Raw genomic sequence first — 25,898 nt, forward strand, 5'->3', positions numbered from 1 at the left:
GCCCTCACCGCCCCTGGGAGCGGGTTGGTTTTTTACCCTTCGAGGAAATGGGTTTATCCGAAGCCCTGGCACCCGGTTTCCGGGCCGGAGCAGCATCGGAAACCTGCCAACTGCCACCCTTTCTTGACCGCTGGGCAGATTTGCCGGGGCTCTTACGACGCTTACGATCATCGGCAGCCTGTTCTCCCGGGGTTTTCTGGGGGATCGCCACGGTTTCAAGCCCCACAGCCCGACTGAGCGCATCAACACCTTTTTGGTCGAGTTCTTCCCAGCGCCCCATGGTCAACCGGCTTGGCAGGAAGATCGGGCCGTATCGAACCCTTTTAAGGCGGCTCACCCGAACCCCCTGAGACTCCCAAAGCCGACGCACCTCCCGGTTTCGCCCCTCTAGCAGGGTGACATGGAACCACTGGTTCATCCCCTTCCCCCCCGCCGGGGAAATGTCTGTGAAACGGGCCATGCCATCGTCCAGCAACACACCATCCTGCAAACGCTGAATCATTGCATCGTCAACATCACCAAACACCCGCACAGCGTACTCACGGTCAATCTGGCTCGAAGGATGCATCAGGCGGTTTGCCAGCTCACCGTCCGTGGTAAAGAGCACCAGCCCGGTTGTGTTGATGTCCAGTCGGCCGATCGAGATCCAGCGCTGATCTCTGAGGCGAGGTAACCGATCAAAAACGGTTGGCCGTCCCTCCGGATCTTTTCTGCTGGTTACCTCACCTTCGGGCTTGTTGTACAGCAGGACACGGCGAACCACCTGTGCGGCCGCGCTAACGTCCAGCCGTTTCCCGTCCAGCTCAAAGCGATCATCGGTCGAGGCCTTCTGGCCAGGCTGCACCGGTTCGCCATTCACCAGCAGACGGCCAGCCTCAATCCAGCCTTCCACCTCTCTCCGGGAACCAATACCGGCCCGGGCGAGAAGCTTCTGGACCCTTTCCGGCCCCCCTGCCAGGGACTTTTCGCTACGGGGTGTTCTTTTATCGGGGCCGTTTGCCGCCATGGATGCAATCCTTGAATACGGTGTGAAGCCTTAGCCTCAGTGTAGTGTTTGATCAGAGTCGGGGGCTTGTGCCCCCTCCCCGGCGTCCGGGCTGCCTCCAGAATGGGCCTGGGAGTCCAACGTGATCTCCCCTTGCATCTTCTGCTCTATTTCCCGGCCAATTTCCTCCAGATCCCTGACGTCTGACAAAGGAGGCAACTCATCCAGCCCCGTCAGGTTAAAGTAATCGAGAAACTGGCGGGTGGTGGCATACATTGCAGGCCGACCGGGAACATCCCGATGGCCCACCACACGCACCCACTCTCTCTCAAGGAGCGTCCGAATGATATTGCTGCTTACCGTAACGCCCCGTATATCCTCAATTTCACCGCGGGTAATCGGCTGCCGGTAGGCAATCAGCGCAAGCGTTTCCAGCAGGGCCCGGGAGTACCGCTGGGGCTTTTCCTCGAACAGCCGGGCAACCCAGGGCGCAAACTCTTCCCGCACCTGCAGCCGATAGCCACTGGCCACTTTTTTCAGCTCAAAGCCACGCCCTTCGCAGGACCGCTCAAGCATCATCATGACCTGCTCCATCACCTGCCGGACCGGGCGTTCGTCTTCGCTAAAGAGCTCTCTGAGCTGTTCCAGAGACAGCGGCTTACCTGCTGCCAGCAGTGCGGCTTCAGCAATTGCCTGAACCCGCTTCAGGTGTTCTTCATTCATAACGTCACTCGATCCTTCAGCTGGCCGCCCGCGCTCTTACGTGGATGGGCCCCAGAACTTCCGCCTGAACGATATCAATCAATTGTTCTTTGACCAGCTCCAGAGTCGCCAAAAAGGTCACCACAACCCCCAGCCGCCCTTCTTCAAGGGAAAAAAGGCTTTCAAAGGTAATAAAACGATCCCCCTGGAGAACCGACAGGATGTGAGACATCCGTTCGCGGGTGGAAAGTCGCTCTTTCTCTACATGATGACTGGTAAACAAATCAGCCCGCTGCAACACACCCTGCAGCGCCAGCAAAAGCTCACGCATATCGACCTCAGGGTGAGGCTGCGACGAAGGCAGCTTAGGCAAAGCCGCAGACGTTGCGTAGGTATCCCGTTCCAGGCGCGGCATCTCATCGATATCCTCAGCCGCTTTCTTGAACCGTTCGTACTGCTGAAGCCGGCGAATCAGCTCCGCTCTTGGGTCAAGATCATCCTCTTCGTCGCTTTCCTGTCTGGGCAGCAGCATCCGGGATTTGATTTCTGCCAGGGTTGCCGCCATCACCAGATACTCGGCCGCCAGCTCGAAGCGCATCGCCTCAACGGCCCCGATGTATTCCATGTACTGTCGGGTAATTTCGCTGACATCAATATCCAGGATATTCATGTTCTGGCGGCGAATCAGATAAAGGAGAAGATCCAGAGGCCCCTCAAAGGCCTCAAGAAATACCGCCAGGGCATCCGGCGGTATATACAGATCTTTCGGAAGGTCGACCACAGGTTTACCGGACACCAGTGCCAGCGGCACCTGCTCCGGCACCGGGCCCTGGATGTCTTGCGGCTCCCTGGTATCGTCGGTCATGCCTGCGTCAGCCTTCCGGTGTGATGGGCTCAGCGATAGCTGAGCCCCATCGCCGCTCGCACCTCTTCAAGGGTGTCTCGAGCCGCATCCCGGGCACGCTCTCGACCTTCCTGCAAAATCGAATGCACCAGATCCGGGTTACTCTCATACTCCCGGGCCCGCTCATGCAACGGCTTTTGCTCTTCAACGATGGCGTCGATCAACGGCTTCTTGCAGTCCAGACAACCAATGCCTGCACTGCGGCAGCCTTGCTGTACCCATTCGCAGGTCTTTTCATCAGAATAGACCTTGTGCATCCCCCAGACCGGGCATTTCTCGGGTTCTCCCGGGTCTGTACGGCGCACACGCTGGGGGTCTGTCTGCATGGTGCGAATTTTCTGCGCCACGCTATCAGGATCTTCCCGCAGACCGATATAGTTATTGTAAGACTTGGACATCTTCTGGCCGTCCAACCCAGGCATCTTGGACTCTGGCGTCAGCAGCGGTTGCGGCTCCGGCAGTATCACCTTGCCGCCACCCTCAATGTAACCGTACAGGCGTTCCCGGTCACCCAGAGAGATGTTCTGCTGCTCTTTCAGCAACGCCCGGGCGGTCTCCAGCGCGTCACTGTCGCCCTCTTCCTGATAGCGCTTCTTCAGGTTGCGGTACAGCTTGGCGTTCTTCTTGCCCATCTTGACGATCGCCGCCTCTGCCTGCTCTTCAAAGCCAGGCTCACGACCATAAATATGGTTGAAACGACGTGCAATTTCGCGGGTGATTTCCACATGGGATACCTGGTCCGCACCAACCGGCACTTTCCCGGCGCGGTACATAAGAATATCGGCCGTTTGCAGCAGCGGATACCCCAGGAAACCATAAGTCGCGAGGTCTTTCTCCCGGAGCTTCTCCTGCTGATCTTTATACGTAGGGATACGTTCAAGCCAGCCCAGCGGAGTGATCATCGAAAGCAACAGGTGCAGCTCAGCATGCTCAGGCACCTGGGACTGAATGAACATGGTAGATGACCCCGGATTGACACCGGCCGCCAGCCAGTCAATCACCATATCCCAAACGCTCTGCTCAATATTCGAGGGGTCATCGTATTGCGTCGTCAGGGCATGCCAGTCCGCCACAAAGAAGAAGCACTCGTACTCGTGTTGGAGCTTGACCCAGTTTTTCAGCACACCGTGATAGTGGCCGAGGTGTAGCTTTCCGGTCGGACGCATACCGGACAACACTCTTTGCTGGGAATCGACAGAACTCAAAGCACGAACTCCTTCTTTCTGTTTATAAGGCACCTGAACGCAGCCCTGTGCACAGGGTATCGAAAGCAGGCTGACCGGGCATTATAGTCGTTACATTGCCCTGCGTTAAGCAAACCGAGCCAAAACCCCGTCACCATAACGCAAAACCCCCGGGATTCTCTCGAACCCGGGGGTTTTGTTGAAGCTCAGGCAGGGGTTACCAGCCAGTAACTTCCTGCAGCGCCTTGCCGATGTCGGCCAGGCTACGCACGGTTTTAACACCGGCGTCTTCCAGAGCGGCAAACTTCTCGTCTGCGGTACCCTTACCACCGGAAATGATGGCGCCAGCATGGCCCATACGCTTGCCCGGAGGTGCAGTAACGCCGGCAATGTAGGAGACAACAGGCTTGGTCACATTCTCTTTGATGAACGCCGCCGCTTCTTCCTCAGCCGTACCACCGATTTCACCGATCATCACGATGGCTTCGGTTTCCGGATCTTCCTGCAGCAGCTTCAGAATGTCGATGAAGTTGGAACCGGGAATCGGGTCGCCGCCAATGCCCACGCAGCTGGACTGACCGTAACCAAAATCGGTGGTCTGCTTGACCGCTTCATAAGTCAGAGTGCCAGAGCGGGAAACGATGCCAACCTTACCCTTCTTGTGGATGTGGCCAGGCATAATGCCGATTTTGCACTCGTCCGGCGTGATCAGGCCCGGGCAGTTGGGACCAATCATGCGCACACCTTTGCGATCAACATATTCTTTGGCGTACAGCATGTCGATGGTCGGAATGCCTTCAGTAATACATACGATCAACTGAATGCCCGCATCGGCAGCTTCAATGATGGCATCTTTACAGAACGGAGCCGGAACATAGATGACGGTCGCTTCTGCACCTGTCTTTTCAACAGCTTCGCGTACCGTATTGAAGACCGGCAGCCCCAGATGCTCTGTGCCGCCTTTACCCGGGCTGACACCGCCAACCATCTGAGTACCGTAGGCAACAGCTTGCTCAGAGTGGAAGGTACCCTGTGCGCCGGTAAAGCCCTGGCAGATTACCTTGGTGTCTTTATTGATCAGGATGCTCATTATTTACCCCCTGCGGCTTTAACGACTTGCTCTGCGGCATCCGCCAGGCTGGTGGCGGCGATAATGTTCAGACCACTCTCAGCGAGTACCTTGGTGCCCAGTTCGGCATTGTTACCTTCCAGACGAACCACAACCGGCACCTTAACACCAACCTCTTTAACCGCGCCGATGATGCCCTCTGCGATCATGTCGCAGCGAACGATACCACCAAAGATATTCACCAATACCGCCTGTACTGCATCGTCAGACAGGATGATTTTGAACGCTTCAGACACGCGCTCTTTGGTTGCACCGCCACCAACGTCCAGGAAGTTAGCCGGCTGGCCGCCAGACAGCTTGATGATGTCCATGGTACCCATGGCGAGACCTGCACCGTTCACCATGCAACCGATGTTGCCTTCAAGCGCAACGTAGTTCAGCTCCCACTTGGCAGCTTCGGCTTCACGTGCGTCTTCCTGTGAAGGATCGTGCATCTCGTGAATCTTCTTCTGGCGATACAGAGCGTTACCGTCTACGCCAATCTTGGCGTCCAGGCAATGCAGATCACCGGCCGGAGTGATCACCAGGGGGTTGATCTCTACCAGAGCCAGATCGCACTCTTCAAACAGCTTGGCCAGGCCCAGGAAAATCTTGGTGAACTGACCGATCTGCTTGCCTTCCAGGCCCAGCTTGAACGCGAGCTCGCGTCCCTGATACGGCTGAGCACCAACCAGCGGATCAACTTCCGCTTTCAGGATTTTCTCCGGAGTCTCTTCGGCAACCTTTTCGATTTCAACGCCGCCTTCGGTGGAGGCCATGAACACGATACGACGGGTTCCGCGGTCAACAACAGCTCCCAGATACAGTTCCTGGTCAATGTCAGTGAGGGATTCAACCAGAATTTTACTGACCGGCTGCCCTTTTTCGTCGGTCTGGTAGGTTACCAGGTTCTTGCCCAACCAGTTTTCAGCAAACTCACGGATCTCGTCTTTGCTCTTGACCAGCTTTACACCGCCAGCCTTACCGCGGCCACCCGCGTGTACCTGAGCCTTCACAACCCATGCGTCGCCGCCGATTTCCGCGGCCGCGTCTACTGCTTCTTTCGGAGTATCACAGGCAATGCCCTTGGATACTGGCAGGCCATATTCAGCGAACAGCTGCTTGCCCTGATATTCGTGCAAATTCATAGTTAATGTCCCGTCAATTGATGGAGGATAACCACGTACGGAAATGAACCCGTCAGCACACCATCCCCGGTGAAACTGGAACGAATTCGTTCTGGCAGGCCTGGGGTCGCCTCGGACTGCCGGTTACGCCTGCAAAAGTCTGCCTTTATGATGGCAGCGGGGCGCCCCAGTTGGCGCCCCGAATTTCAGCAATGCGTTACTTCTTCTTGCGACGGTTCGCGACGTGAATCGCACCGCCCGCCACGGCCAGCGCCGCCTCATGCACCGACTCAGACAACGTCGGGTGCGCAAAGCAGGTCAAGGCCAGATCCTCAGCACTGGAACCGAATTCCATGGCGATAACGCCCTGAGCAACGATTTCAGACGCCTGCGGGCCCACCACGTGGAAGCCGAGAATGCGGTCGGTCTTCGCATCTGCGATGATCTTGACCATGCCCGATGCCGCATTCGCGGCCATGGCACGACCATTCGCCGCAAACGGGAAGGTGCCGACGTTGTACTCTTCACCTTCCGCTTTCAGCTGCTCCTCGGTCTTACCCACCCAGGCAACTTCCGGGAAGGTATAAATGACGTTCGGAATGCAGTCGTAATTGACCTGGGGCTTGTGCCCGGCAATACGCTCAGCAACCATCACACCTTCTTCAGAAGCCTTATGGGCCAGCATCGGACCACGTACCACGTCGCCGATAGCCCAGACACCCGGTGCTTCAGTTTTGCAGTTATCATCTACAAAAATAAAGCCACGCTCATCCATGGTGACACCGGAATCTTCCGCCAGAGCGCCGTCGGTATAGGGGCGCCGTCCAACAGCCACGATCAGCTTGTCGAACTTGGCCTCCTGTTTGCCCTTACCGTCTTCATAGCTGACGTTAACGAGCTTACGCTTGACTTCCGCGCCCGTCATACGTGCACCCATGACGATATTCAGCCCCTGTTTCTGGAACTGTTTGAGTGCATCCTTTGCCAGTTGCTGGTCAACCGCGGGCAGGAAGCTGTCCTGCGCTTCGATCACCGTCACCTCGGACCCAAGGCGTGCCCAGACGCTGCCCAGCTCAAGGCCAATAACTCCGGCACCGATAACACCCAGACGCTTTGGCACCTCGGTGAACTCCAACGCGCCTTCGGAATCTACGATGTAATCGCCGTCGAATGGAGCTGGCGGAATTTCGATCGGGCGTGAGCCTGTCGCAATAATCACGTTCTCGGCTTCATAGGTCTTCGATTTGCCATCCTTGTCGGTGACTTCAACCTTACGACCCGCCAGAAGCTTGCCATGACCATGGATAGGCGTGACGCCGTTGGCCTTGAACAGACCGGCGATCCCACCGGTCAGCTGCTTAACGATGCCAGCCTTACGCTCCATCATCTTGGCAACGTCCATCTGAACGTCTTTGACCTGAATACCGAAGTTGTCAAAGTCGTGGCTGGCTTCCTCGAACTTGTGAGTTACTTCCAGCAACGCTTTGGAAGGGATACACCCCACGTTCAGACAGGTGCCACCCAGAACCTGGCTTTTGCCGTCTTTACCGGTCCATGACTCTACGCACGCGGTTTTCAGGCCCAGCTGAGCGGCCTTGATGGCAGCAACGTAACCACCGGGCCCTGCGCCAATGACAATAACGTCGAATTTATCGGACATAGTCTTTCCTGTTCTCGAATTCGTTGAGTGTCAGCTTACACATCCAGCAGGATACGCGCCGGGTCTTCCAGCATTTCCTTGATCGCCACCAGGAACTGAACGGCTTCCTTACCATCGATCATACGGTGATCGTATGACAACGCGAGGTACATCATAGGCAGGACTTCAACCTTGCCATTCACCGCCATCGGGCGCTCCTGAATCTTGTGCATGCCCAGAATTGCGGTCTGAGGCGGGTTCAGGATCGGCGTGGAGATCAGGGAGCCAAAGATACCGCCGTTAGTGATCGTGAAGGTACCACCGGTCATATCCTCGATCGCCAGTTTACCTTCTTTCGCCTTCGTACCGTATTCGACAATTTTCTTTTCGATGTCAGCCAGGCCCATGGCATCGGTGTCACGCAATACCGGCACAACCAGACCGCGATCGGTAGAGACAGCTACGCCAACGTCCTGATACCCATGGTAAACCATGTCATTGCCATCAATAGACGCGTTAACCGCCGGGAACCGCTTGAGCGCTTCAGTCGCCGCTTTGGTGAAGAACGACATGAAGCCGAGCTTGATGCCGTGGCGCTTCACAAAGCTTTCCTGGTACTGCTTACGCAGTTCCATGATCGGAGCCATGTTCACTTCGTTAAAGGTGGTCAGCATGGCCGCTGTCTGCTGGGCGTCCACCAGTCGCTTGGCGATGCTGGCGCGCAGACGAGTCATCGGAACGCGCTTCTCTGCTCGCTCACCCTGGGCGACGCTGACTTCCGGCATTGCTGCCGATTTGGCAGGCGCTGTACCAGAGGCCTTACTGCTGTCCACATGCTTCTGGACATCCTCTTTGGTGACGCGACCGTCTTTACCCGTGCCCTTAACGGCATTCGGGTCTACGTTATTTTCTTCAGCCAGCTTACGGGCAGCCGGGCTGAGAATCGCGTCTGCGGAGCTGGCAGAGCCAGTCGCTTCCTCAGCTTTCGGGGCTTCGGCCTTGCTTTCAGCTGGCTTGGCCTCGCCGGCAGCACCGGCCTTAAACTTCCCGATGAGCTCACCGCTTTCTACGGTGTCGCCTTCGTTTTTAACAATTTCCTCGATCACACCATCCGCCGGCGCAACCACTTCCAGTACCACCTTGTCGGTTTCAATATCGACAATCAGTTCGTCACGGGAACAGGCTTCACCAGGCTGCTTGTGCCAGGTCGCGACAGTGCCTTCGGCGACCGACTCAGGGAAAACGGGGGCTTTAATCTCTGTTGACATTACGGATCCTTAGTTCGGTAGCTCGTCAGATTTCAAACGCGTCGTTAACCAGTTTCTTCTGCTCTTCAATGTGAACAGACATGTGTCCACAAGCGGGAGCAGCAGAAGCCTCACGACCGGCATACTGAAGATATAATTTCGGGTTCAGGCGAAGCAGGGCATTGCGCATATGATGCTGACTGCAATACCAGGCCCCCTGGTTCATCGGCTCTTCCTGACACCAGACAACATGTTTGAGCTTGGGATACTGACTCAGCAGCTCATCCAGGTCATCGGCTGGGAACGGATACAATTGTTCAATACGCACAATCGCAACATCTTCCCGCTCGTCTGCCTTTTTCTTTTCCAGAAGATCATAGTAGACCTTGCCGCTACACATGATCAGGCGAGTCACTTTCTTCGGATCAGAAGGCTCTTTCTCAGGCAGAATTGTCTGGAAAGTTCCCGTAGTCAGGTCATCGAGACCGGAAATAGCTTCTTTATGCCGCAACAGACTCTTCGGCGTGATTGCCACCAAAGGTTTGCGCAGCGGCCGCTTCACCTGGCGACGCAGCATGTGGAAGACCTGCGACGGCGTGGTCGGGACACAGACCTGAATGTTCTGTTCCGCACACAGCTGAAGGAAACGCTCAAGGCGGGCGGAACTGTGTTCCGGCCCCTGCCCCTCATACCCATGTGGCAGCAACAGGGTCAGGCCACAGAGACGGCCCCATTTGTGCTCGCCGCTGGTGAGGAACTGGTCAATGACCACCTGCGCACCGTTGGCAAAATCGCCAAACTGAGCTTCCCAGACGATCAATGCATCAGGAGTGGTTGTGGAGTAACCATATTCAAAGGCCATGACGGCCTCTTCTGAGAGCAAAGAGTCGTAGATCTCAAACGTCGGCTGTTCGTCTTTCAGGTTCTGCAGGGAAATATGAGTGGAACCATCTTTCTGATTGTGCAGTACCGCATGACGATGCGAGAACGTACCACGCCCAACATCCTGACCGGTCAGACGGATCGGGTGCCCCTCATTGAGCAGAGTTGCATACGCCATCATCTCGCCATAGCCCCAGTTCAGAGCCAAAGCGCCCGCCGTCATTTTTTCACGGTCATTCACAATCTTCGAAACCTGGCGCTGAACGCTGAACCCTTCCGGAACTTCCGTCAGCTTCTTGCCCAGCCGCTGCACTGTCCGCAGAGCGACGCTGGTCTTGCACTTGGCCGTCCACTCATGACCAAGGTACGGAGCCCAATCCACGTACAGTTCTTTGTTCGGTTCTTTGACCAGAGACTTGACCACGTGATCCCCTTTGTCGAGGGCATCGCGATAGTCATTTTCCATCTGCTTGGCTTCTTCTTCGGTGATCACACCGGCGTCCACCAGCTGGTCCGCGTAGATCCCGCGAGTCGTTTTAAGCTTGCGGATCTTGTCGTACATCAGCGGCTGAGTTGCCGCCGGCTCATCGGCTTCGTTATGGCCGCGACGACGGTAACAAACCAGATCTATAACGACGTCACGCTTGAATTCGTTGCGGTAGTCCATCGCCATCTGGGTGACAAACATAACCGCTTCCGGATCGTCTGCGTTAACGTGCAGAATCGGGGCCTGAACCATCTTGGCCACATCGGTACAGTATTCGGTCGAGCGGGCATCTTCCTGCTTGCTTGTCGTGAAGCCAACCTGGTTGTTGATCACGATGTGAATGGTGCCACCTACGCCAAAGCCCCGGGTCTGGGACATCTGGAAGGTTTCCATCACCACGCCCTGCCCCGCAAACGCGGCATCGCCGTGCATGACAATCGGAACCACCTGACTGCCGTCTTTATCGCCACGACGATCCTGACGAGCACGAACCGAGCCCTCTACCACCGGAGACACAATTTCCAGGTGAGACGGGTTGAACGCCATGGCCAGGTGAACTTCGCCACCCGGGGTCATAACGTTGGATGAAAAGCCCTGGTGATACTTGACGTCACCAGAACCGGAATCTGCGAGCTTTTTACCCTCGAACTCATCAAACAGTTCTTTCGGGTTCTTGCCCAGGGTATTAACCAGAACGTTCAGGCGGCCACGGTGAGCCATACCAAGAACGATTTCTTTGGCTCCGTAAGAGCCTGCACGCTGAATCAGCTCGTCAAGACAGGGGATCAGGCTCTCACCCCCTTCAAGACCAAAGCGCTTCACGCCCGGGTAGCGGGAACCCAGGTATTTTTCCAGTCCTTCGGCCGCTGTCAGTCGCTCCAGAACATGCTTGCGCGTTTCCGCTTCATATTCCGGACGTGAACGAACGGGCTCCATGCGCTGCTGGAACCACCGCTTGATGCGGGTATCCACAACGTGCATGTACTCTGCACCAATACTTTCGCAGTATGTCTGGCGCAATCCTTGAACGATATCACCCAGCTTCATGCTCTCGGAACCGAAATTCAGAGAACCGGTCTGGAACTCCAGATCGAGATCAGATTCACCGAGTTCGTGAAATCTCGGATCGAGATCTTCCACCTGAGGTCGTTGCCAGACACCCAGCGGATCCAGCTTCGCTTCCTGATGACCACGGAAACGGAAAGCATTGATCAGCTGAAGAACACGAATCTGCTTCTTATCTGAATCAGACGTCGCACTTGCCGGCACGCCATTGGCCGCAAGAAAACGCTGATTCCGGGAGATGTGTTCAAACTGTTCGCGAATGGTGGAATGAACAATGTCGCGACCATGATGGCCATCCACACTGGGGAGTTTATCAAAGTAACTCCGCCACTCTTCAGGAACTGCATTGGGGTCTGTCAGGTAGGTTTCAAAAAGCTGTTCAACATAGGCTAGATTTCCACCCTGCAAGTGGGAAGTCTGCCATAACTGCTCCATGATGCTTTCGTGCATTTTGAATAGCTCACCTTGGGCTGGTGCGGGGGAGCCAGTATGGTCGGCCAGGGGTAATTCTCAGTCAATACGGGTTATTACGGCATGACTTTGGCCACCACACCCGGCAAGGATGTTTTCCGTCCCCTGTGATTTTTATACTCAGCAACACTGCCCGGTGACTGGATAAGGAACCGGAGCAGCGCGCACAAGTTTGCACCCCGTTAAGACTTTTGACTATAAGCCTTTGGTTGAAGGCCCCGCGTATAGCGAGGCCTTCAAGGGTGCTGACCGGTGCCAGAACACCAGTATAGCTGTTACTGCAGGTTTTGCCGGTCAGGTGGCTCGCTGCAGCAGCAGATTCCGGATATGACCAATCGCCTTTGTGGGGTTCAGGCCTTTCGGACAAACACTGACACAGTTCATGATGCCACGACAGCGGAATACGCTGAACGGGTCATCAAGATTGGCCAGACGCTCAGCCTGGGCAGTATCACGACTGTCTGCCAGGAACCGGTAGGCCTGAAGCAGACCTGACGGACCGATAAACTTGTCAGGATTCCACCAGAACGACGGACAGGCCGTAGAACAGCAGGCGCAGAGAATGCACTCGTAAAGACCATCCAGCTTCTCACGATCTTCCGGAGACTGGAGACGCTCAATCGCAGGCGCAGGATTCTCGTTCACCAGATACGGCATGACTTTCTCGTACTGCTTGTAGAACAAGCCCATATCAACGACAAGGTCACGAATAACCGGCAGGCCCGGCAGTGGGCGCAGAACCAATTTATTGTTCTTGGCCACATCGGAAACCGGAGTGATGCACGCCAGCCCGTTTTTGCCGTTCATGTTCATGCCATCAGAGCCACAAACACCCTCGCGACAAGAGCGACGGTATGCAACAGTCGGATCCTTTTCCTTGGCCAGCGCCAGCACATCCAGAACCATAAGGTCCTTGCCTTCCGGCAGCTCAACCTCAACGTCCTGCATGTAAGGGGCGTTGTCAGTTTCCGGGTTATAACGGTACAGACTTACCAACATTTTCAGGATACCCCCTTAGTAGGTCCGAATCTTCGGCTCAAAGGTCGGAACCGTTTTCGGTGCAAAGTTCACATCACGCTTGCCAACACGCTTGTCCAGCGGGAAGTACATGGAGTGCTTCAGCCAGTTCTCGTCGTCGCGCTCTGTAAAGTCGTTACGGGCATGAGCACCGCGACTTTCTTTACGCTCGATCGCAGAATGAGCTGTTGCGTAGGCAACCTCATACAGGTTATCCAGTTCAAGCGCTTCAATCCGGGCCGTGTTGAAAGCTTTGCTGGTATCGGTCAGCTTGGTTTTACGCACACGCTCACCAATCTCTTCCAGCATCTTCAGGCCTTTTTCCATGCTCTCACCGTCACGGAATACACCGAAGTACAGCTGCATACAGCTCTGAAGATCTTTACGAACCTGCGCAACATCCTCACCTTCAGCCGCGCTATCCAGTCGCTCAAGGCGAGCCATTGCACGCTTGATGTCTTCGTCACTTGCGCCGTCAACCTCAAAGCCACCGCGCAGCTGTTCTTCGATGTGCAGACCGGCCGCACGACCAAAGACCACCAGATCCAGCAGAGAGTTCCCACCCAGACGATTAGCTCCGTGTACGGATACACAGGCAGCCTCGCCACACGCAAACAGGCCGGGGATAGGCTTATCACTGCCATTTTCATCCTGGGTCAGCGCCTGACCACCAACGTTGGTCGGAATACCACCCATCATGTAGTGACAGGTCGGAACCACCGGCACCGGCTCTTTAACGGGATCGACGTGGGCAAACGTGCGGGACAGTTCGCAGATACCCGGCAAGCGCAGATTCAGAGTTTCTTCACCCAGATGATCCAGCTTCAGCAGCACGTGGTCCTTGTCGGGACCACAACCGCGACCTTCCAGAATCTCCAGAACCATGGAGCGGGCCACAACATCACGACCAGCCAGATCCTTGGCGTTCGGAGCATAACGCTCCATGAAACGTTCGCCTTCGGAGTTGATCAGGTAACCACCCTCACCCCGGCAACCTTCGGTAACCAGAACACCGGCACCATGGATACCCGTTGGGTGGAATTGCCACATTTCCATATCCTGAACCGGGAAACCGGCCCGCAACGCCATACCAATACCATCACCGGTATTGATCAGAGCGTTGGTTGTAGAGGAATAAATGCGACCCGCACCACCCGTTGCGAGAACAGTCGCCTTGGCCTTGATGTAGCAGACCTCACCCGTCTCGATCTCGATCGCAACAACACCAACCACTTCTTCTTTGCTGTTCTTTACCAGATCAACGGCGTACCACTCATTGAGGAACGAGGTGCCACCCTTAAGGTTTGCCTGATAAAGCGTGTGCAGCAGCGCGTGACCAGTACGGTCGGCAGCGGCACAGGTACGGGCAGCCTGACCACCCTTACCATAGTCCTTGGACTGACCACCAAACGGACGCTGATAAATACGCCCCTGCTCGGTACGAGAGAACGGAAGCCCCATGTGCTCAAGCTCGAAAACCGCCTGAGGACCTACAGAACACATGTATTCAATTGCGTCCTGGTCGCCAATGTAGTCCGACCCCTTAACGGTGTCATACATGTGCCAGCGCCAGTCATCGTTGGGGTCTGCACTGGCAATTGCACAGGTGATACCACCCTGAGCAGAAACGGTATGCGAACGCGTCGGGAATACTTTCGTGATACACGCGGTGTTGAGACCTGACTCAGTCAACTGCAGGGCAGCCCGCATACCGGCACCGCCACCACCGATAACAATCGCGTCGAAGGACATGGTTTTAATATTAGCCATCGATCAAAGCCCCCAAAGAATCTGAATACCCCAGACTACATACACAAACATCACGAGCACACAGGCTGCCTGAAGCAGAAAACGCGGCATCGCAGATTTGATGTAGTCGGTAGAAACTGTCCACAAACCAACCCACGCGTGCCCGGCGATGGACAACAGCGCAAGCAGGCTGAAGATTTTAAACCACCCCTGCGCGAAGAGCGCTGACCAGGCCTGGTAATCAACCTCTGTGGTTACAAAGAAGCCCAGCAGAAACAACGTATACAGAGCCAATACGTAAGCGGTAACACGCTGGATGATCCAGTCCTGAATACCGTTTCGACCAATGTTCGTTACACTGTTCATGCCCATACCCAGACTCCTGCCAGAACGATGAGAACAACGGAGACCGCAATCGTGGCCTTCGCGGCGAGACGCCCGCTTTCAAGCTCTTCGGCGATGCCGGCGTCCATCAGCAGGTGCTTGATACCTGCAACCAGGTGGTACAGCAGAGCAGACAGGATGCCCCAGATGATCAGCTTCGCAAGGAAACTGTCCAGCAGCTCATTTACACGGTTGAAGCCATCTTCTCCGGACAGGGAGAGATCCAGACCGTACATCAGGAAAGCAACACCAACGAAGATGATGATGCCGCTGATACGATGCAGGATCGAGGTAATGGCTGGCAGCGGAAAATGAAACTTGCCGAGATCGAGATTTACTGGTCGTTTGCTATTCACAGCGCTCTCACACTCTCTCTTGGTTCCGCGGGACCGCTAAGCGGTGGCGGATGGTTGGTATGTTGGGACCGGAGAATCGATACGATACCGATAACCGATTGGTTCAGGAGGGAGAATGACTACCCGGTAGCTTGCTATACTCAAGCCTGCAAGCAGATGCATCCCCGATTCCGGGCTACGGATTATAAGGAGACACCCCGGTAATTACAAACTTGCAACAACGCCTCAAGCCTTGCCGAGTGTAGCCCCAACCCATCTATAAGGCTTATTGACAAAAACAATTTCACCCGCAGCGGCCTGATATTCCGGATATCCCTCATTTACACGCGGGAATAATTTTGCCGTTTTCAACACCCGTGCATTGACAAAAGAAGCTGACGCCCTATATTTTGCCGCCAGTTTTGCGATAATACGCGCTTTCTGGCGCATCTACACATGCAGAAAAGCTGTTATAGCTAATCAGACAGGAGAGCACCATGACCGACAGGAAAGCCACGCTCTCGGTGGGAGATAAGTCCATTGAGCTACCGGTTTACTCCGGCACCGTCGGCCCTGACGTTATCGACGTACGCGGCCTGGTACAGGAAGGCGTTTTCACCTACGACCCTGGGTTTGTATCCACCGCAGCCTGCGAATCAGCCATCACCTACATTGATGGCGCCAAAGGCGTATTGCTACATCGCGGTTACCCAATCGACCAACTGGCGGAATACTCCGACTTCCTGGAAGTCTGCTACCTGCTTCTGAACGGCGAACTGCCAAGCGAAGAAGAAAATAAGCAGTTCCACGAGACCATCAAAAACCACACCATGCTGCACGATCAGATGCGCAACTTCTTCAACGGCTTCCGCCGTGACGCGCATCCAATGGCCATCATGTGTGGTGTTGTAGGCGCCCTGTCTGCTTTCTACCACGACCAGATGGACGTCTCCGATCCCAAACAGCGCGAGATCACCGGCCACCGCCTGATCGCCAAGATGCCCACTATTGCGGCCTGGTGCTACAAATATTCCATGGGTCAGCCATTCATGTACCCGCGGAACGATCTGTCCTATGCCGAGAACTTCCTGCACATGATGTTCGGCACGCCCTGCGAGGAATACAAGCCGAACCCTGTTCTGGCCAACGCCATGGACAAGATTTTCATTCTGCACGCTGACCATGAGCAGAATGCGTCCACCTCCACGGTTCGCCTTGCGGGCTCCACCGGCGCCAACCCTTACGCTTGTATCGCCTCCGGCATTGCGGCTCTGTGGGGTCCGGCTCACGGCGGCGCGAACGAAGCCGTGCTCGACATGCTGGCCGAGATTGGCGACGAGTCCAACATTGAGAAATTCATTGCGAAGGCGAAGGACAAAGACGATCCGTTCCGCCTGATGGGCTTCGGCCACCGGGTTTACAAGAACTTCGATCCACGCGCCAAGGTTATGGCGCAGACTGCGCACGAAGTCCTGAGCGAGCTTGGCCTGGAAAACGATCCGCTGCTCAAAATTGCTCAGCGCCTGGAAAAGATTGCTCTGGAAGACGAATACTTCGTTCAGCGCCAGCTGTACCCGAACGTAGACTTCTATTCGGGCATCATCCTGAAGGCTATTGGCATTCCGACCTCCATGTTTACGGTTATTTTTGCCATGTCCCGAACCATTGGCTGGTTCTCCCACTGGAACGAGATGGTCAGCGGCGCAAACCGCATCGGCCGCCCTCGCCAGCTGTACACTGGCTCTCCCAAGCGAGACTACCCAAAGAAATAAGCAGTCTCGTCATCCAACAAAAAGCCGCTGAAATCAGCGGCTTTTTGTTGGCATTTACCTCGACCAGGCATTCACCACTCAACGACAACCGGACGGAAGATAGTCATTTGTGACGTTTTGCCCGTAGCAGGCCCAGACCAGGCCTGATTCCGTAACTTCCGGCTCCAGTACAATGTATTCCGACTCCCCTGACTCATCCACCCCCATCTCGACACCAATCACTCCCCCGTCGTAGACATCGATAGAGTATCCCTGAGACTCATCCTCCAGGACTCCGGGGCCGTACCCCAGATCTTCCATCGAACCCGGCCACGCCTGATACTCATCCACAAAGACCTCGACGGAACTGGTTACCTCCATGGCCTCAAGATAAGCGCCCTGATAGCGAACCCGCTCCGTATACTCCTGATACTGAGGAACCGCGACTGCCGCCAACACACCGACAAGGGCCACAACGATGATCAGTGAGGCTGCTCCGCCGCCGACACCCAGCCTCGGAACAAACAGCGCCAGAAACCACGCAAGCTTACTCCTGCCAGGGTGAGACACTTCCCGACCTTCCGAAAGCGCCATCGCTGTCGCCATACGCTTGGTTAACCAGGGATAATCCGCCGTCAGCTCATTGAACGACATCCAAAAACCCCGGGTAGCTGCAACCTGACCAACGAAGGCATCCACATTAATCGTCGCCCACCGGGTATCGCCCGCAGCGATGGCGGCAAGTGCCGCTTTGATGTCCTCCGGCGACTGACAGCAAGCCACACCATAGCGATCACAAGTGTACTCGCCCGCCCTTCTCAACGCCGGCCCCAGCAGCGGCAACCAGGCCGCGGGCGCCAGCACAGGCCCCCATGACAAATGCTTTCGATGAACATGCCCCAGCTCGTGTCCGATATAGAAATCAATTGCACCAGGCTGATCCTCCAGCGCATCAACCACATCGGTAAAGAGCACGACAAAGTGGCGCCCCAGGAATTTAGTGGCAAGCGCATTAAAAAAATCCGTCCGCAAAAGGTACGCTTCCGGCACCTCTCTGACGCCCACCCGATCGCAACAGCGCAGCAATCGTTCGTGTAGATCCGGGTACTGCTCCTGGGTAATTCGTACCCCAGACCCCTTAAGGTGTGAAATGAACGCCGAGTGGGCAAACAGGAAGAACACGTATGCCGCGAGCAAGTAGATCAGCACAATGCCCAACGTCCCCACGACCAGCGCCAACCAGATCAACAACGCAAGCACCGCCGTTATCAGAAATAACGGTTTCTCATTTTTATAGACAAGCTTCATTCAGATCCCTCAACAAAAACGACGGAGAACGTCAACGCTCTCCCTTTTGGAGCCAGGCAACAGAGATGTGAACCCAGGGCAGGTAAAATTTCGGTTCTAACAGCCTTTGCGCATCCGTGCAGCTAGCCTGCCAAGTATAAAAATGCCACTCGTCGAGATCCATCAGTTTGGCTCCAGGAGTACCGACACGCTTGCACATTTGCGACCCAGCTCATCCTTTAAAGCCCCATCTCGAGCGCACCTTTTTTCGGATTCACAACCAAAATCTTCCATTCCCCGACCGCCACCCTGATAATCATCCAAACCTGATACTCAAAATCTGGAGCAAACCAATGACAACAACAGTCGCTTTTATCGGCCTGGGCGTAATGGGTTACCCAATGGCCGGACATCTGGCAAAGGCCGGTTTGACGGTACGGGTCTGGAACCGCTCCCGGGAAAAATCAACGCAATGGGCCTCCGAATATTCCGGAAGCGCTTGTGAGACCATCGCAAGTGCAGTTCAGGGCGCAGATATGGTGATGACCTGCGTAGGCGCAGACAAAGACCTGACCGAAGTCTTTGAAGGCCCGGCAGGCATTATCGCCAACGCCCCCGCAGGGGCCATCCTCATTGACCACACGACCGCGTCCGCCGGCATTGCCGAGCAACTGGCAGAATCCGCGAAAGCCCGACAGCAAGCCTTCATTGATGCACCCGTCTCCGGAGGACAACAAGGCGCGGAGAATGGCGCCCTGACCATCATGTGTGGCGGGTCTGAAGCGTCTTTTGAGGCAGCAAAGCCTGTGATGGAGCACTACGCCAGAGCCATCAACCTGATGGGCCCGGCGGGCAGCGGCCAGAAAACCAAGATGGTGAACCAGATTGCCATCGCCGGACTGGTCCAGGGCCTGTCTGAAGCCCTGCACTTTGCCGAGCAAGCCAATCTGGATGCCCGGAAGGTCGTTGATGTTATCTCAAAAGGTGCAGCGCAATCCTGGCAAATGGAAAACCGCTCGGACACCATGATTGATGGCAAGTTCGAGCACGGATTCGCGGTCGACTGGATGCGCAAAGATCTTGGCATTTGCCTTGAGGAGGCTCGAAAGGTCAACGCCTCCCTGCCGGTAGCGGCACTCGTCGACCAATTCTATGCCGACGTGCAGGCCATGGGCGGCAATCGGTGGGATACATCTTCTCTGATTCAGCGCCTGCGGAAGTTTCGGTGACGCCAGAACGAATCAGACTCACCCTGCTGCCCATGGCAGAAGGGTGAGTCGCTTACCCTATTTTTTCTTATCTCGCGGCACCCAGCGCCCGCCTTCGTACCACGCAGACCAACCCGTCGCCTTGCCGTCCTTTTCGGACATTACATACTGCTCTTTCGACTTGCGACTGTAACGAATCACCGTTGGATTGCCCTCGGGATCTTTTTCCGGTGCATCCATCAGGTAATCGTATTTAGGATCGATCTCCTTCCGGTGCGGCTTGATCTCCATCACCCGAGGTGGCCGGGTTTCCCGGTTTTTCGGGAATTTACTGGCCGCCAAAAACAGCCCTGAGGCACCGTCGCGAAGGACGTAGGTGTCATCCACCTTCTCACACTGCAGCTCCGGCATGGGCACAGGGTCCATTTTGGGAGGCGCGGGCTCACCACTTTTCAGCAGTTTCCGGGTATTTTTACATTCCGTGTTGGTGCATCCAAAGTACTTACCAAAACGACCCGTTTTTAACTGCATTTCGGAGCCGCATTTGTCGCACTCAAGCGTCGGCCCATCGTATCCCTTGATCCGAAAACTACCCTCTTCGACTTCATATCCGGAACAGTCCGGGTTGTTACCGCAAACATGCAGCTTTCGTTTTTCGTCAATCAGGTAGCTGTCCATGGCGGTACCGCACTTGGCACATCGACGCTTCATCCGAAGCAGTCTGGTTTCACCCTCGCCCTCGACATCATCATCAGCACTGACCACCTCGTCGCCAGACACCAGATTAATCGTGGTCTTACAACGCTCTTTCGGCGGAAGTGAATAACCGGAACAGCCCAGAAAAACCCCGGTACTGGCAACCCGGATCTGCATATTGCGCGCGCAGGTCGGGCACGGGATGTCGGTTTCCGTAGGCAGATTCGCACGCATGCCATCCTCGGACCGTTCAGCACTCTCCAGCTGATTACGGAACTTGGCATAGAAATCGTTGAGGACTTTTTTCCACTGAACATCACCTTCGGCAATATCGTCCAGCTCATCCTCAAGCCGCGCCGTGAAATCGTAATCCATCAGATTCGGGAACGACTCCGCCAACCTTTCGGTAACGATTTCGCCCATCTTTTCAGCATAGAATCGACGATTCTGGAGCTGTACATAGCCCCGATCCTGAATCGTGGAAATAATCGAGGCATAAGTTGAGGGACGGCCAATGCCCTGCTTTTCAAGCTCCTTGACCAGACTGGCCTCCGTGTAGCGCGGAGCCGGCTTGGTAAAATGCTGGGTAGGTTCCAGCTTTTTGAGGTCCAGCGCCTCGTCCACCTTGATGTCCGGCAACGCCACATCTTCATCTTTCTTGGCGGATTGGGGCGCAGCCTTCAGAAAACCATCAAACTTGACGATCCGGCCACGGGTCCGTAACTCATATTCACCATTGGCAACAACGATGGACGTACTGAGAAACTCGGCGTCGGCCATCTGGCAGGCAATAAACTGTCTCCAGATCAGGTCATAAAGTTTCTCGGCATCCTTCTCAAGGCCCGTAATATCCGCAGAGCGGCGGGACACATCGGTCGGCCGGATTGCCTCGTGCGCCTCTTGTGCGCCTTCCTTACTGCCGTAGACGCGCGGATTTTCAGGAAGATAACGCTCGCCGAACTGCTTCTCGATAAAATCCCGGCAACCAGCAACCGCATCCTGGCTCAGGTTCGTGGAATCGGTACGCATGTAGGTAATGAAGCCGGCTTCATAGAGGCGCTGAGCCAACATCATGGTCTTTTTGACACTAAAGCCCATCCGGTTGCTTGCGGCCTGCTGGAGCGTTGAAGTAATAAATGGTGCAGACGGACGCGAACGCGTCGGCTTGTCTTCACGCTTCGCAACCTTGAACGCACCAGCCTTCAGGCGGTTGACATGCTCGCTGCTCTGGGCTTCATTAACCGGCCGGTAGGGCTTGTCGTCGTAGCGGGTAACCTCAAAACGAACGGGCTCACCGCCCCCCCCGGTCGCCAGGTCAGCGTGCAACTGCCAGAATTCCTCCGGAACAAATTTCCGGATTTCCCGCTCACGCTCAACAATAAGACGGACAGCCACCGACTGCACCCGGCCAGCAGACAGTCCTCGGGCAATCTTGGCCCAAAGCAGCGGGGACACCATATACCCGACCACCCGGTCCAGAAAGCGCCGGGCCTGCTGCGCATTTACGCGGTTATTGTCCAGGCTACCCGGATCTTCAAAGGCTGCCCGGATAGCCCGCTTGGTGATTTCATTAAAGACTACCCGGCGATACTTTTCGGGCTCACCACCAATAGTCTCCTGAAGGTGCCAGGCAATAGCCTCTCCTTCGCGGTCCAAATCCGTTGCGAGATAGATATGGTCTGCAGATTTAGCCAACCGTTTCAGCTCACTGACGACCTTTTCTTTACCCGGCAGTATCTCGTAACGTGCGCTCCAGTCCTTGTCCGGATCGACCCCCATTCGGGCCACCAGTTGTTCCCGGGCTTTTCGCTTCTTGTGCGCGGCCTTTTCTTCCGGGCTCATCTTGCGCGTAGCGGCAGCCTGTTTCGCCCGCTCTTTCGGGTCTGACTGGCTCCCACTGCCACTGACAGGCAGGTCGCGGATGTGCCCAACACTGGATTTTACAATGTAATCCGAGCCCAGGTACTTGTTGATGGTCTTCGCTTTCGCTGGCGACTCGACAATAACGAGACTTTTACCCATATCGGAGATCTGTATCCTTGGCGATCAATCGGTCAATAACTGAACCAAACCGTAAACTCGCATAAAAATCAGGCAACTGGAAAACACAAAGGCTGCCATTCTGTATAGGCCCACTGTTTTACAGGGTCAAGATTGGCAAGACAACCCATTCTTTAATTTCTGTCGTCCTTTTTTCGGGCTTCCGTCCCATTTTTCAGAGCCGGAAACAGGAAGGCCCGGCATAAGCCGGGCCCCCTGATTGAGCGATTCTGTCAGAGAGCTCTGATCAGAGGCGCTCCCACACCGTGGCAATGCCCTGCCCCAGACCGATACACATGGTGGACACACCATATTTACCGCCTTTGGACTCCAGAACATTGATCAGCGTGGTCGAGATACGCGCACCGGAACAGCCCAGCGGGTGCCCAAGGGCAATCGCACCGCCGTTCAGGTTCACTTTCTCTTCCATCACACCCAGCAGCTTCAGGTCCTTCAGAACCGGCAAGGACTGACCTGCAAAGGCTTCGTTCAGCTCCCAGAAGTCAATATCCTCAACTTTCAGGCCTGCACGCTTGAGCGCCTTCTTGGTGGCCGGAACCGGACCGTAACCCATAATGGCAGGATCACAGCCAGCTACCGCCGTGCTGACAACACGGGCACGAGGCTTCAGACCCAGGGCTTCAGCCCGCTCTGCGGACATCAGGATCATCGCGGCCGCACCGTCGGTCAGCTGGGAGGAGGTGCCCGCCGTTACTGTACCGTTCTTCGGGTCAAACGCGGGGCGCAGCTGGCCCAGGGACTCCGCGGTCGTTTCCGGACGAATGGTTTCGTCTTCCTCGATCAGCTTCACAAAACCGTTCTCATCGTGCCCCTGAATCGGAACAATCTCGTTCTTGAAACGGCCTTCAAGGGTCGCTTCGTGAGCAAGGCGATGGGAACGGGCTCCAAACTCGTCCTGCTGTTCACGGGTGATACCGTGCATTTTAGCCAGCATTTCTGCGGTCAGGCCCATCATGTTGGACGCCTTGGCAGAGTATTTAGAGGCCGCAGGGTTGTGGTCAAAACCAGCCGTCATGGGTACATGGCCCATGTGCTCAACACCGCCCACCACAAACACATCGCCGTTGCCGGTCTGGATGGCCTGGGCTGCCGTATGGATAGCACTCATGGCGGAGCCACACAGACGGTTTACGGTCTGGGCTGCAGACTCGTGCGGGATACGGGTCAGCAGAGAAATCTGCCGTGCCACGTTGAAGCCCTGCTCCTTGGTCTGGTTCACACAGCCCCAGATCACGTCTTCTACTTCTTTCGGATCCAGCTTCGGGTTGCGCTCAAACAGTGCTTCAATCAGTGCAGCCGACAGGGTCTCGGCACGTACGTTGCGGAAACAGCCGTTTTTGGCACGACCCATCGGAGTCCGCACGCAATCGACGACGACAACGTCTCTCGGATTAAGGCTCATAGATCTTTCTCCGTTCGGAAATCTCGTTAGGGTTAGCCAAAGAACTTCTTGCCAGTCTTGGCCATTTCACGCAGCTTCTCGGTCGGTGCGTACAAAGGACCAAGATCTGCATACTTATCTGCCAGTTCGACGAACTTGTCGACACCCATGTCATCGATGTAGCGCAAAGCACCGCCACGGAACGGCGGGAAACCGATACCGTAGATCAGGCCCATATCTGCATCAGCCGGGTCTTCAACAATGTTATCTTCAAGACAGCGAACGGTTTCCAGGCACAGAGGAATCATCATGCGAGCGATGATTTCTTCTTCGTCGAAGTCCTTGCTGCCGTTAACCACAGGCTCGATGAGCTTGTAGGTTTCTTCATCGACAACTTTCTTCGGCTTGCCTCTCTTGTCTTCTTCGTATTTGTAGAAGCCTTTGTCGTTCTTCTGACCATAGCGATCATTCTCAAACATCACATCAATGGCAGACTTGAAGTCGGCCTTCATGCGATCCGGGAAGCCGTCGGCCATTACTTCGTTGGCGTGCTTGGCGGTGTCCATGCCGACAACGTCGAGCAGGTACGCCGGACCCATCGGCCAGCCAAACTTTTCCATGACCTTGTCGATCTTCTGGAAATCGGCACCGTCACGCACCAGTGCAGCAAAGCCACCGAAATACGGGAACAGAACGCGGTTAACCAGGAAGCCCGGGCAATCGTTAACAACAATCGGGGTCTTGCCCATGGCCTTGGCGTACGCCACGGTTGTCGCGATGGCGCGATCACTGGTCTTCTCGCCACGGATAACCTCAACCAGCGGCATCATGTGCACCGGGTTGAAGAAGTGCATCCCGCAGAAGTTCTCAGGGCGCTTCAGGTTCTTGGCCAGAAGGTTGATGGAGATGGTCGAGGTGTTGGAAGTCAGGATGGCGTCTTCGCGAACTGCATCCTCAGTCTCGCGCAACACAGCATCTTTTACTTTCGGGTTCTCAACAACCGCCTCAACAACCAGGTCTACGCTCTTGAAATCGCCGTAGTTCAGGGTCGGCGTGATGTTGTTCAGAACATCACCCATCTGGCCTGCATCCATCTTGCCCTTGGCCACACGCTTGGACAGAAGCTTCTTCGCTTCATTCAGGCCCAGCTTGATGCCGTCCTGATTGATGTCCTTCATAACGATGGGCGTGCCTTTCAGCGCCGACTGGAATGCAACACCACCGCCCATGATACCGGCCCCCAGTACGGCAGCCAGATTGACGTCAGACGCTTCCTTTTCCCAGGCACTGGCTTTCTTCTTCAGGGCCTGGTCGTTCAGGAACAGCCCGACCAGACAAGCCGCTACGTTTGTCTTGGCCATCTTGGCAAAGCCTTTGGCTTCGACTTCGATCGCCTTGTCGCGGGTCATGCCGGCATGCTTCTGCATGGTTTTGATCGCTTCCACAGGCGCCGGATAGTTCTTGCCAGCCTTGCCAGCAACGAACGCCTTGGAAATCTCAAATGCCATCATGCTTTCCATGGCGTTGAGCTTGATCTTGCCTTTCTTCTCTTCACGACGTGCCAGGTGATCCAGCTTGCCGTCGTTGCACTGGTTGATAATGGCCACAGCCGCATCGACCAGCTTGTCGACACCGACAACGGCATCAACAGCACCAACCTTCAGGGCAGCATCAGCGCGATTTTCGGTACCACCGGCAATCCACTCAACCGCATTGTCCACACCAACCAGGCGAGACAGACGCACGGTGCCACCGAAGCCCGGGAAAATCCCCAGCTTCACTTCCGGCAGACCTACCTTGGCTTTATTCGCCATCACCCGGTAGTCGGTCGCCAGACACATTTCAAAACCACCACCCAGCGCAATACCGTTGATCGCGGTAACGGTCGGGAACGGCAGGTCTTCAATGGCGTTGAAAACCTCGTTGGCCTTCAGGTTATTGGCCACGAGATCTTCTTCGGAACCAGCAAACAGCTCAGTGAACTCGGTAATGTCTGCACCGACAATAAAGCTGTCTTTGGAGCTGGTTACCACCAGGCCCTTGAGGTTCTTCTGGGATTTGAGTGCTTCAGCTGCGGCGCCCAGCTCTTCGATGGTGAGACGGTTGAACTTGTTGACTGACTCGCCCTGCAAGTCGAAGTCCAACTGAGCGATCCCGCCTTCGATCTCTTTAACCGTGATGGCTTTACCTTCGTAAATCATCAACTGATCTCCAGTCTGTGTTTGGAA

At 55.5% G+C, this 25,898-nt stretch carries 20 protein-coding genes; 2 read left to right on the forward strand and 18 right to left on the reverse strand.

Annotated features, from left to right (window positions below; genetic code table 11):
- Positions 1–4: 4 nt before the first annotated feature.
- The 14 genes from rluB to K325_RS18575 form a co-directional block, all read right to left on the reverse strand.
- Positions 5–1,006, reverse strand: a complete 1,002-nt coding sequence (rluB, locus tag K325_RS0107405; protein WP_029653633.1) for a 23S rRNA pseudouridine(2605) synthase RluB — start codon at positions 1,004–1,006, stop codon at positions 5–7.
- Between the two features lie 36 nt (positions 1,007–1,042).
- Complete coding sequence (scpB, locus tag K325_RS0107410) at positions 1,043–1,708, reverse strand: SMC-Scp complex subunit ScpB (RefSeq protein ID WP_029653634.1); 666 nt, start codon at positions 1,706–1,708, stop codon at positions 1,043–1,045.
- Between the two features lie 16 nt (positions 1,709–1,724).
- Positions 1,725–2,552 carry a segregation and condensation protein A gene (locus K325_RS0107415; RefSeq protein WP_029653635.1) on the reverse strand — a complete coding sequence of 276 codons (828 nt, stop codon included), beginning with the start codon at positions 2,550–2,552 and terminating at the stop codon, positions 1,725–1,727.
- A gap of 29 nt (positions 2,553–2,581) precedes the next feature.
- Positions 2,582–3,796 carry a tryptophan--tRNA ligase gene (locus K325_RS0107420; protein ID WP_084694187.1) on the reverse strand — a complete coding sequence of 405 codons (1,215 nt, stop codon included), beginning with the start codon at positions 3,794–3,796 and terminating at the stop codon, positions 2,582–2,584.
- Positions 3,797–3,992: 196 nt separating this feature from the next.
- The gene (gene sucD / locus K325_RS0107425) at positions 3,993–4,865 is read right to left on the reverse strand and encodes a succinate--CoA ligase subunit alpha (RefSeq protein WP_029653637.1); all 873 of its coding nucleotides are present in this window, start codon (positions 4,863–4,865) and stop codon (positions 3,993–3,995) included.
- Positions 4,865–6,031, reverse strand: coding sequence for an ADP-forming succinate--CoA ligase subunit beta (gene sucC, locus K325_RS0107430; protein ID WP_029653638.1), 1,167 nt, complete (start codon positions 6,029–6,031; stop codon positions 4,865–4,867). Before sucC ends, sucD begins: the two co-directional genes overlap by 1 nt.
- A gap of 196 nt (positions 6,032–6,227) precedes the next feature.
- Positions 6,228–7,670, reverse strand: coding sequence for a dihydrolipoyl dehydrogenase (lpdA, locus tag K325_RS0107435; protein ID WP_029653639.1), 1,443 nt, complete (start codon positions 7,668–7,670; stop codon positions 6,228–6,230).
- Positions 7,671–7,705: 35 nt separating this feature from the next.
- Positions 7,706–8,917 carry a 2-oxoglutarate dehydrogenase complex dihydrolipoyllysine-residue succinyltransferase gene (gene odhB / locus K325_RS0107440; RefSeq protein WP_029653640.1) on the reverse strand — a complete coding sequence of 404 codons (1,212 nt, stop codon included), beginning with the start codon at positions 8,915–8,917 and terminating at the stop codon, positions 7,706–7,708.
- Positions 8,918–8,942: 25 nt separating this feature from the next.
- The gene (locus K325_RS0107445) at positions 8,943–11,780 is read right to left on the reverse strand and encodes a 2-oxoglutarate dehydrogenase E1 component (protein ID WP_029653641.1); all 2,838 of its coding nucleotides are present in this window, start codon (positions 11,778–11,780) and stop codon (positions 8,943–8,945) included.
- Between the two features lie 315 nt (positions 11,781–12,095).
- Positions 12,096–12,800 (reverse strand): succinate dehydrogenase iron-sulfur subunit, encoded by a 705-nt coding sequence (locus tag K325_RS0107450; RefSeq protein WP_029653642.1) that lies wholly within the window; start codon positions 12,798–12,800, stop codon positions 12,096–12,098.
- 15 nt (positions 12,801–12,815) lie between these two features.
- Complete coding sequence (sdhA, locus tag K325_RS0107455; RefSeq protein WP_029653643.1) at positions 12,816–14,588, reverse strand: succinate dehydrogenase flavoprotein subunit; 1,773 nt, start codon at positions 14,586–14,588, stop codon at positions 12,816–12,818.
- Positions 14,589–14,591: 3 nt separating this feature from the next.
- Complete coding sequence (gene sdhD, locus K325_RS0107460; RefSeq protein ID WP_084694206.1) at positions 14,592–14,933, reverse strand: succinate dehydrogenase, hydrophobic membrane anchor protein; 342 nt, start codon at positions 14,931–14,933, stop codon at positions 14,592–14,594.
- Entirely contained in the window at positions 14,930–15,307 is a 378-nt protein-coding gene (sdhC, locus tag K325_RS0107465; RefSeq protein ID WP_029653645.1) for a succinate dehydrogenase, cytochrome b556 subunit, read from the reverse strand. The genes sdhD and sdhC overlap by 4 nt, the downstream gene beginning before the upstream one ends.
- Positions 15,308–15,532: 225 nt before the next feature.
- Positions 15,533–15,736 (reverse strand): hypothetical protein, encoded by a 204-nt coding sequence (locus K325_RS18575; protein WP_156836577.1) that lies wholly within the window; start codon positions 15,734–15,736, stop codon positions 15,533–15,535.
- Between the two features lie 47 nt (positions 15,737–15,783).
- Here K325_RS18575 and gltA point away from each other — a divergent pair, with 47 nt between their 5' ends.
- Complete coding sequence (gltA, locus tag K325_RS0107470) at positions 15,784–17,058, forward strand: citrate synthase (protein ID WP_029653646.1); 1,275 nt, start codon at positions 15,784–15,786, stop codon at positions 17,056–17,058.
- A gap of 78 nt (positions 17,059–17,136) precedes the next feature.
- Here the strand turns inward: gltA and K325_RS0107475 are convergent, their stop codons facing one another.
- On the reverse strand, positions 17,137–18,345 hold the full coding sequence (locus K325_RS0107475; RefSeq protein WP_029653648.1) for a M48 family metalloprotease: 1,209 nt from the start codon (positions 18,343–18,345) through the stop codon (positions 17,137–17,139).
- A 332-nt stretch (positions 18,346–18,677) separates the two neighbouring features.
- On the opposite strand from K325_RS0107475, the gene K325_RS0107485 reads away from it, so the two are divergent.
- A complete protein-coding gene (locus K325_RS0107485; RefSeq protein ID WP_029653649.1) occupies positions 18,678–19,553 on the forward strand; it encodes an NAD(P)-dependent oxidoreductase in 876 nt (291 codons plus the stop codon).
- Between the two features lie 57 nt (positions 19,554–19,610).
- Here the strand turns inward: K325_RS0107485 and topA are convergent, their stop codons facing one another.
- The 3 genes from topA to fadB form a co-directional block, all read right to left on the reverse strand.
- A complete protein-coding gene (gene topA / locus K325_RS0107490; protein WP_029653650.1) occupies positions 19,611–22,250 on the reverse strand; it encodes a type I DNA topoisomerase in 2,640 nt (879 codons plus the stop codon).
- 265 nt (positions 22,251–22,515) lie between these two features.
- A complete protein-coding gene (fadA, locus tag K325_RS0107495) occupies positions 22,516–23,691 on the reverse strand; it encodes an acetyl-CoA C-acyltransferase FadA (protein WP_029653651.1) in 1,176 nt (391 codons plus the stop codon).
- Between the two features lie 32 nt (positions 23,692–23,723).
- Positions 23,724–25,871, reverse strand: coding sequence for a fatty acid oxidation complex subunit alpha FadB (gene fadB / locus K325_RS0107500; RefSeq protein ID WP_029653652.1), 2,148 nt, complete (start codon positions 25,869–25,871; stop codon positions 23,724–23,726).
- Positions 25,872–25,898 lie beyond the last annotated feature (27 nt).

Source organism: Marinobacter daepoensis DSM 16072, assembly GCF_000421165.1.
In the GTDB taxonomy this organism is placed as follows: Bacteria; Pseudomonadota; Gammaproteobacteria; order Pseudomonadales; family Oleiphilaceae; genus Marinobacter; species Marinobacter daepoensis.

Coding starts and splice junctions, on each gene's coding strand:
- rluB (WP_029653633.1), bottom strand. CDS start 1,006: ATGGCGGCAAACGGCCCCGATAAAAGAACACCCCGTAGCGAAAAGTCC.
- scpB (WP_029653634.1), bottom strand. CDS start 1,708: ATGAATGAAGAACACCTGAAGCGGGTTCAGGCAATTGCTGAAGCCGCA.
- K325_RS0107415 (WP_029653635.1), bottom strand. CDS start 2,552: ATGACCGACGATACCAGGGAGCCGCAAGACATCCAGGGCCCGGTGCCG.
- sucD (WP_029653637.1), bottom strand. CDS start 4,865: ATGAGCATCCTGATCAATAAAGACACCAAGGTAATCTGCCAGGGCTTT.
- sucC (WP_029653638.1), bottom strand. CDS start 6,031: ATGAATTTGCACGAATATCAGGGCAAGCAGCTGTTCGCTGAATATGGC.
- lpdA (WP_029653639.1), bottom strand. CDS start 7,670: ATGTCCGATAAATTCGACGTTATTGTCATTGGCGCAGGGCCCGGTGGT.
- odhB (WP_029653640.1), bottom strand. CDS start 8,917: ATGTCAACAGAGATTAAAGCCCCCGTTTTCCCTGAGTCGGTCGCCGAA.
- K325_RS0107445 (WP_029653641.1), bottom strand. CDS start 11,780: ATGCACGAAAGCATCATGGAGCAGTTATGGCAGACTTCCCACTTGCAG.
- K325_RS0107450 (WP_029653642.1), bottom strand. CDS start 12,800: ATGTTGGTAAGTCTGTACCGTTATAACCCGGAAACTGACAACGCCCCT.
- sdhA (WP_029653643.1), bottom strand. CDS start 14,588: ATGGCTAATATTAAAACCATGTCCTTCGACGCGATTGTTATCGGTGGT.
- sdhD (WP_084694206.1), bottom strand. CDS start 14,933: ATGAACAGTGTAACGAACATTGGTCGAAACGGTATTCAGGACTGGATC.
- K325_RS18575 (WP_156836577.1), bottom strand. CDS start 15,736: ATGCGCCAGAAAGCGCGTATTATCGCAAAACTGGCGGCAAAATATAGG.
- gltA (WP_029653646.1), top strand. CDS start 15,784: ATGACCGACAGGAAAGCCACGCTCTCGGTGGGAGATAAGTCCATTGAG.
- K325_RS0107475 (WP_029653648.1), bottom strand. CDS start 18,345: ATGAAGCTTGTCTATAAAAATGAGAAACCGTTATTTCTGATAACGGCG.
- K325_RS0107485 (WP_029653649.1), top strand. CDS start 18,678: ATGACAACAACAGTCGCTTTTATCGGCCTGGGCGTAATGGGTTACCCA.
- topA (WP_029653650.1), bottom strand. CDS start 22,250: ATGGGTAAAAGTCTCGTTATTGTCGAGTCGCCAGCGAAAGCGAAGACC.
- fadA (WP_029653651.1), bottom strand. CDS start 23,691: ATGAGCCTTAATCCGAGAGACGTTGTCGTCGTCGATTGCGTGCGGACT.
- fadB (WP_029653652.1), bottom strand. CDS start 25,871: ATGATTTACGAAGGTAAAGCCATCACGGTTAAAGAGATCGAAGGCGGG.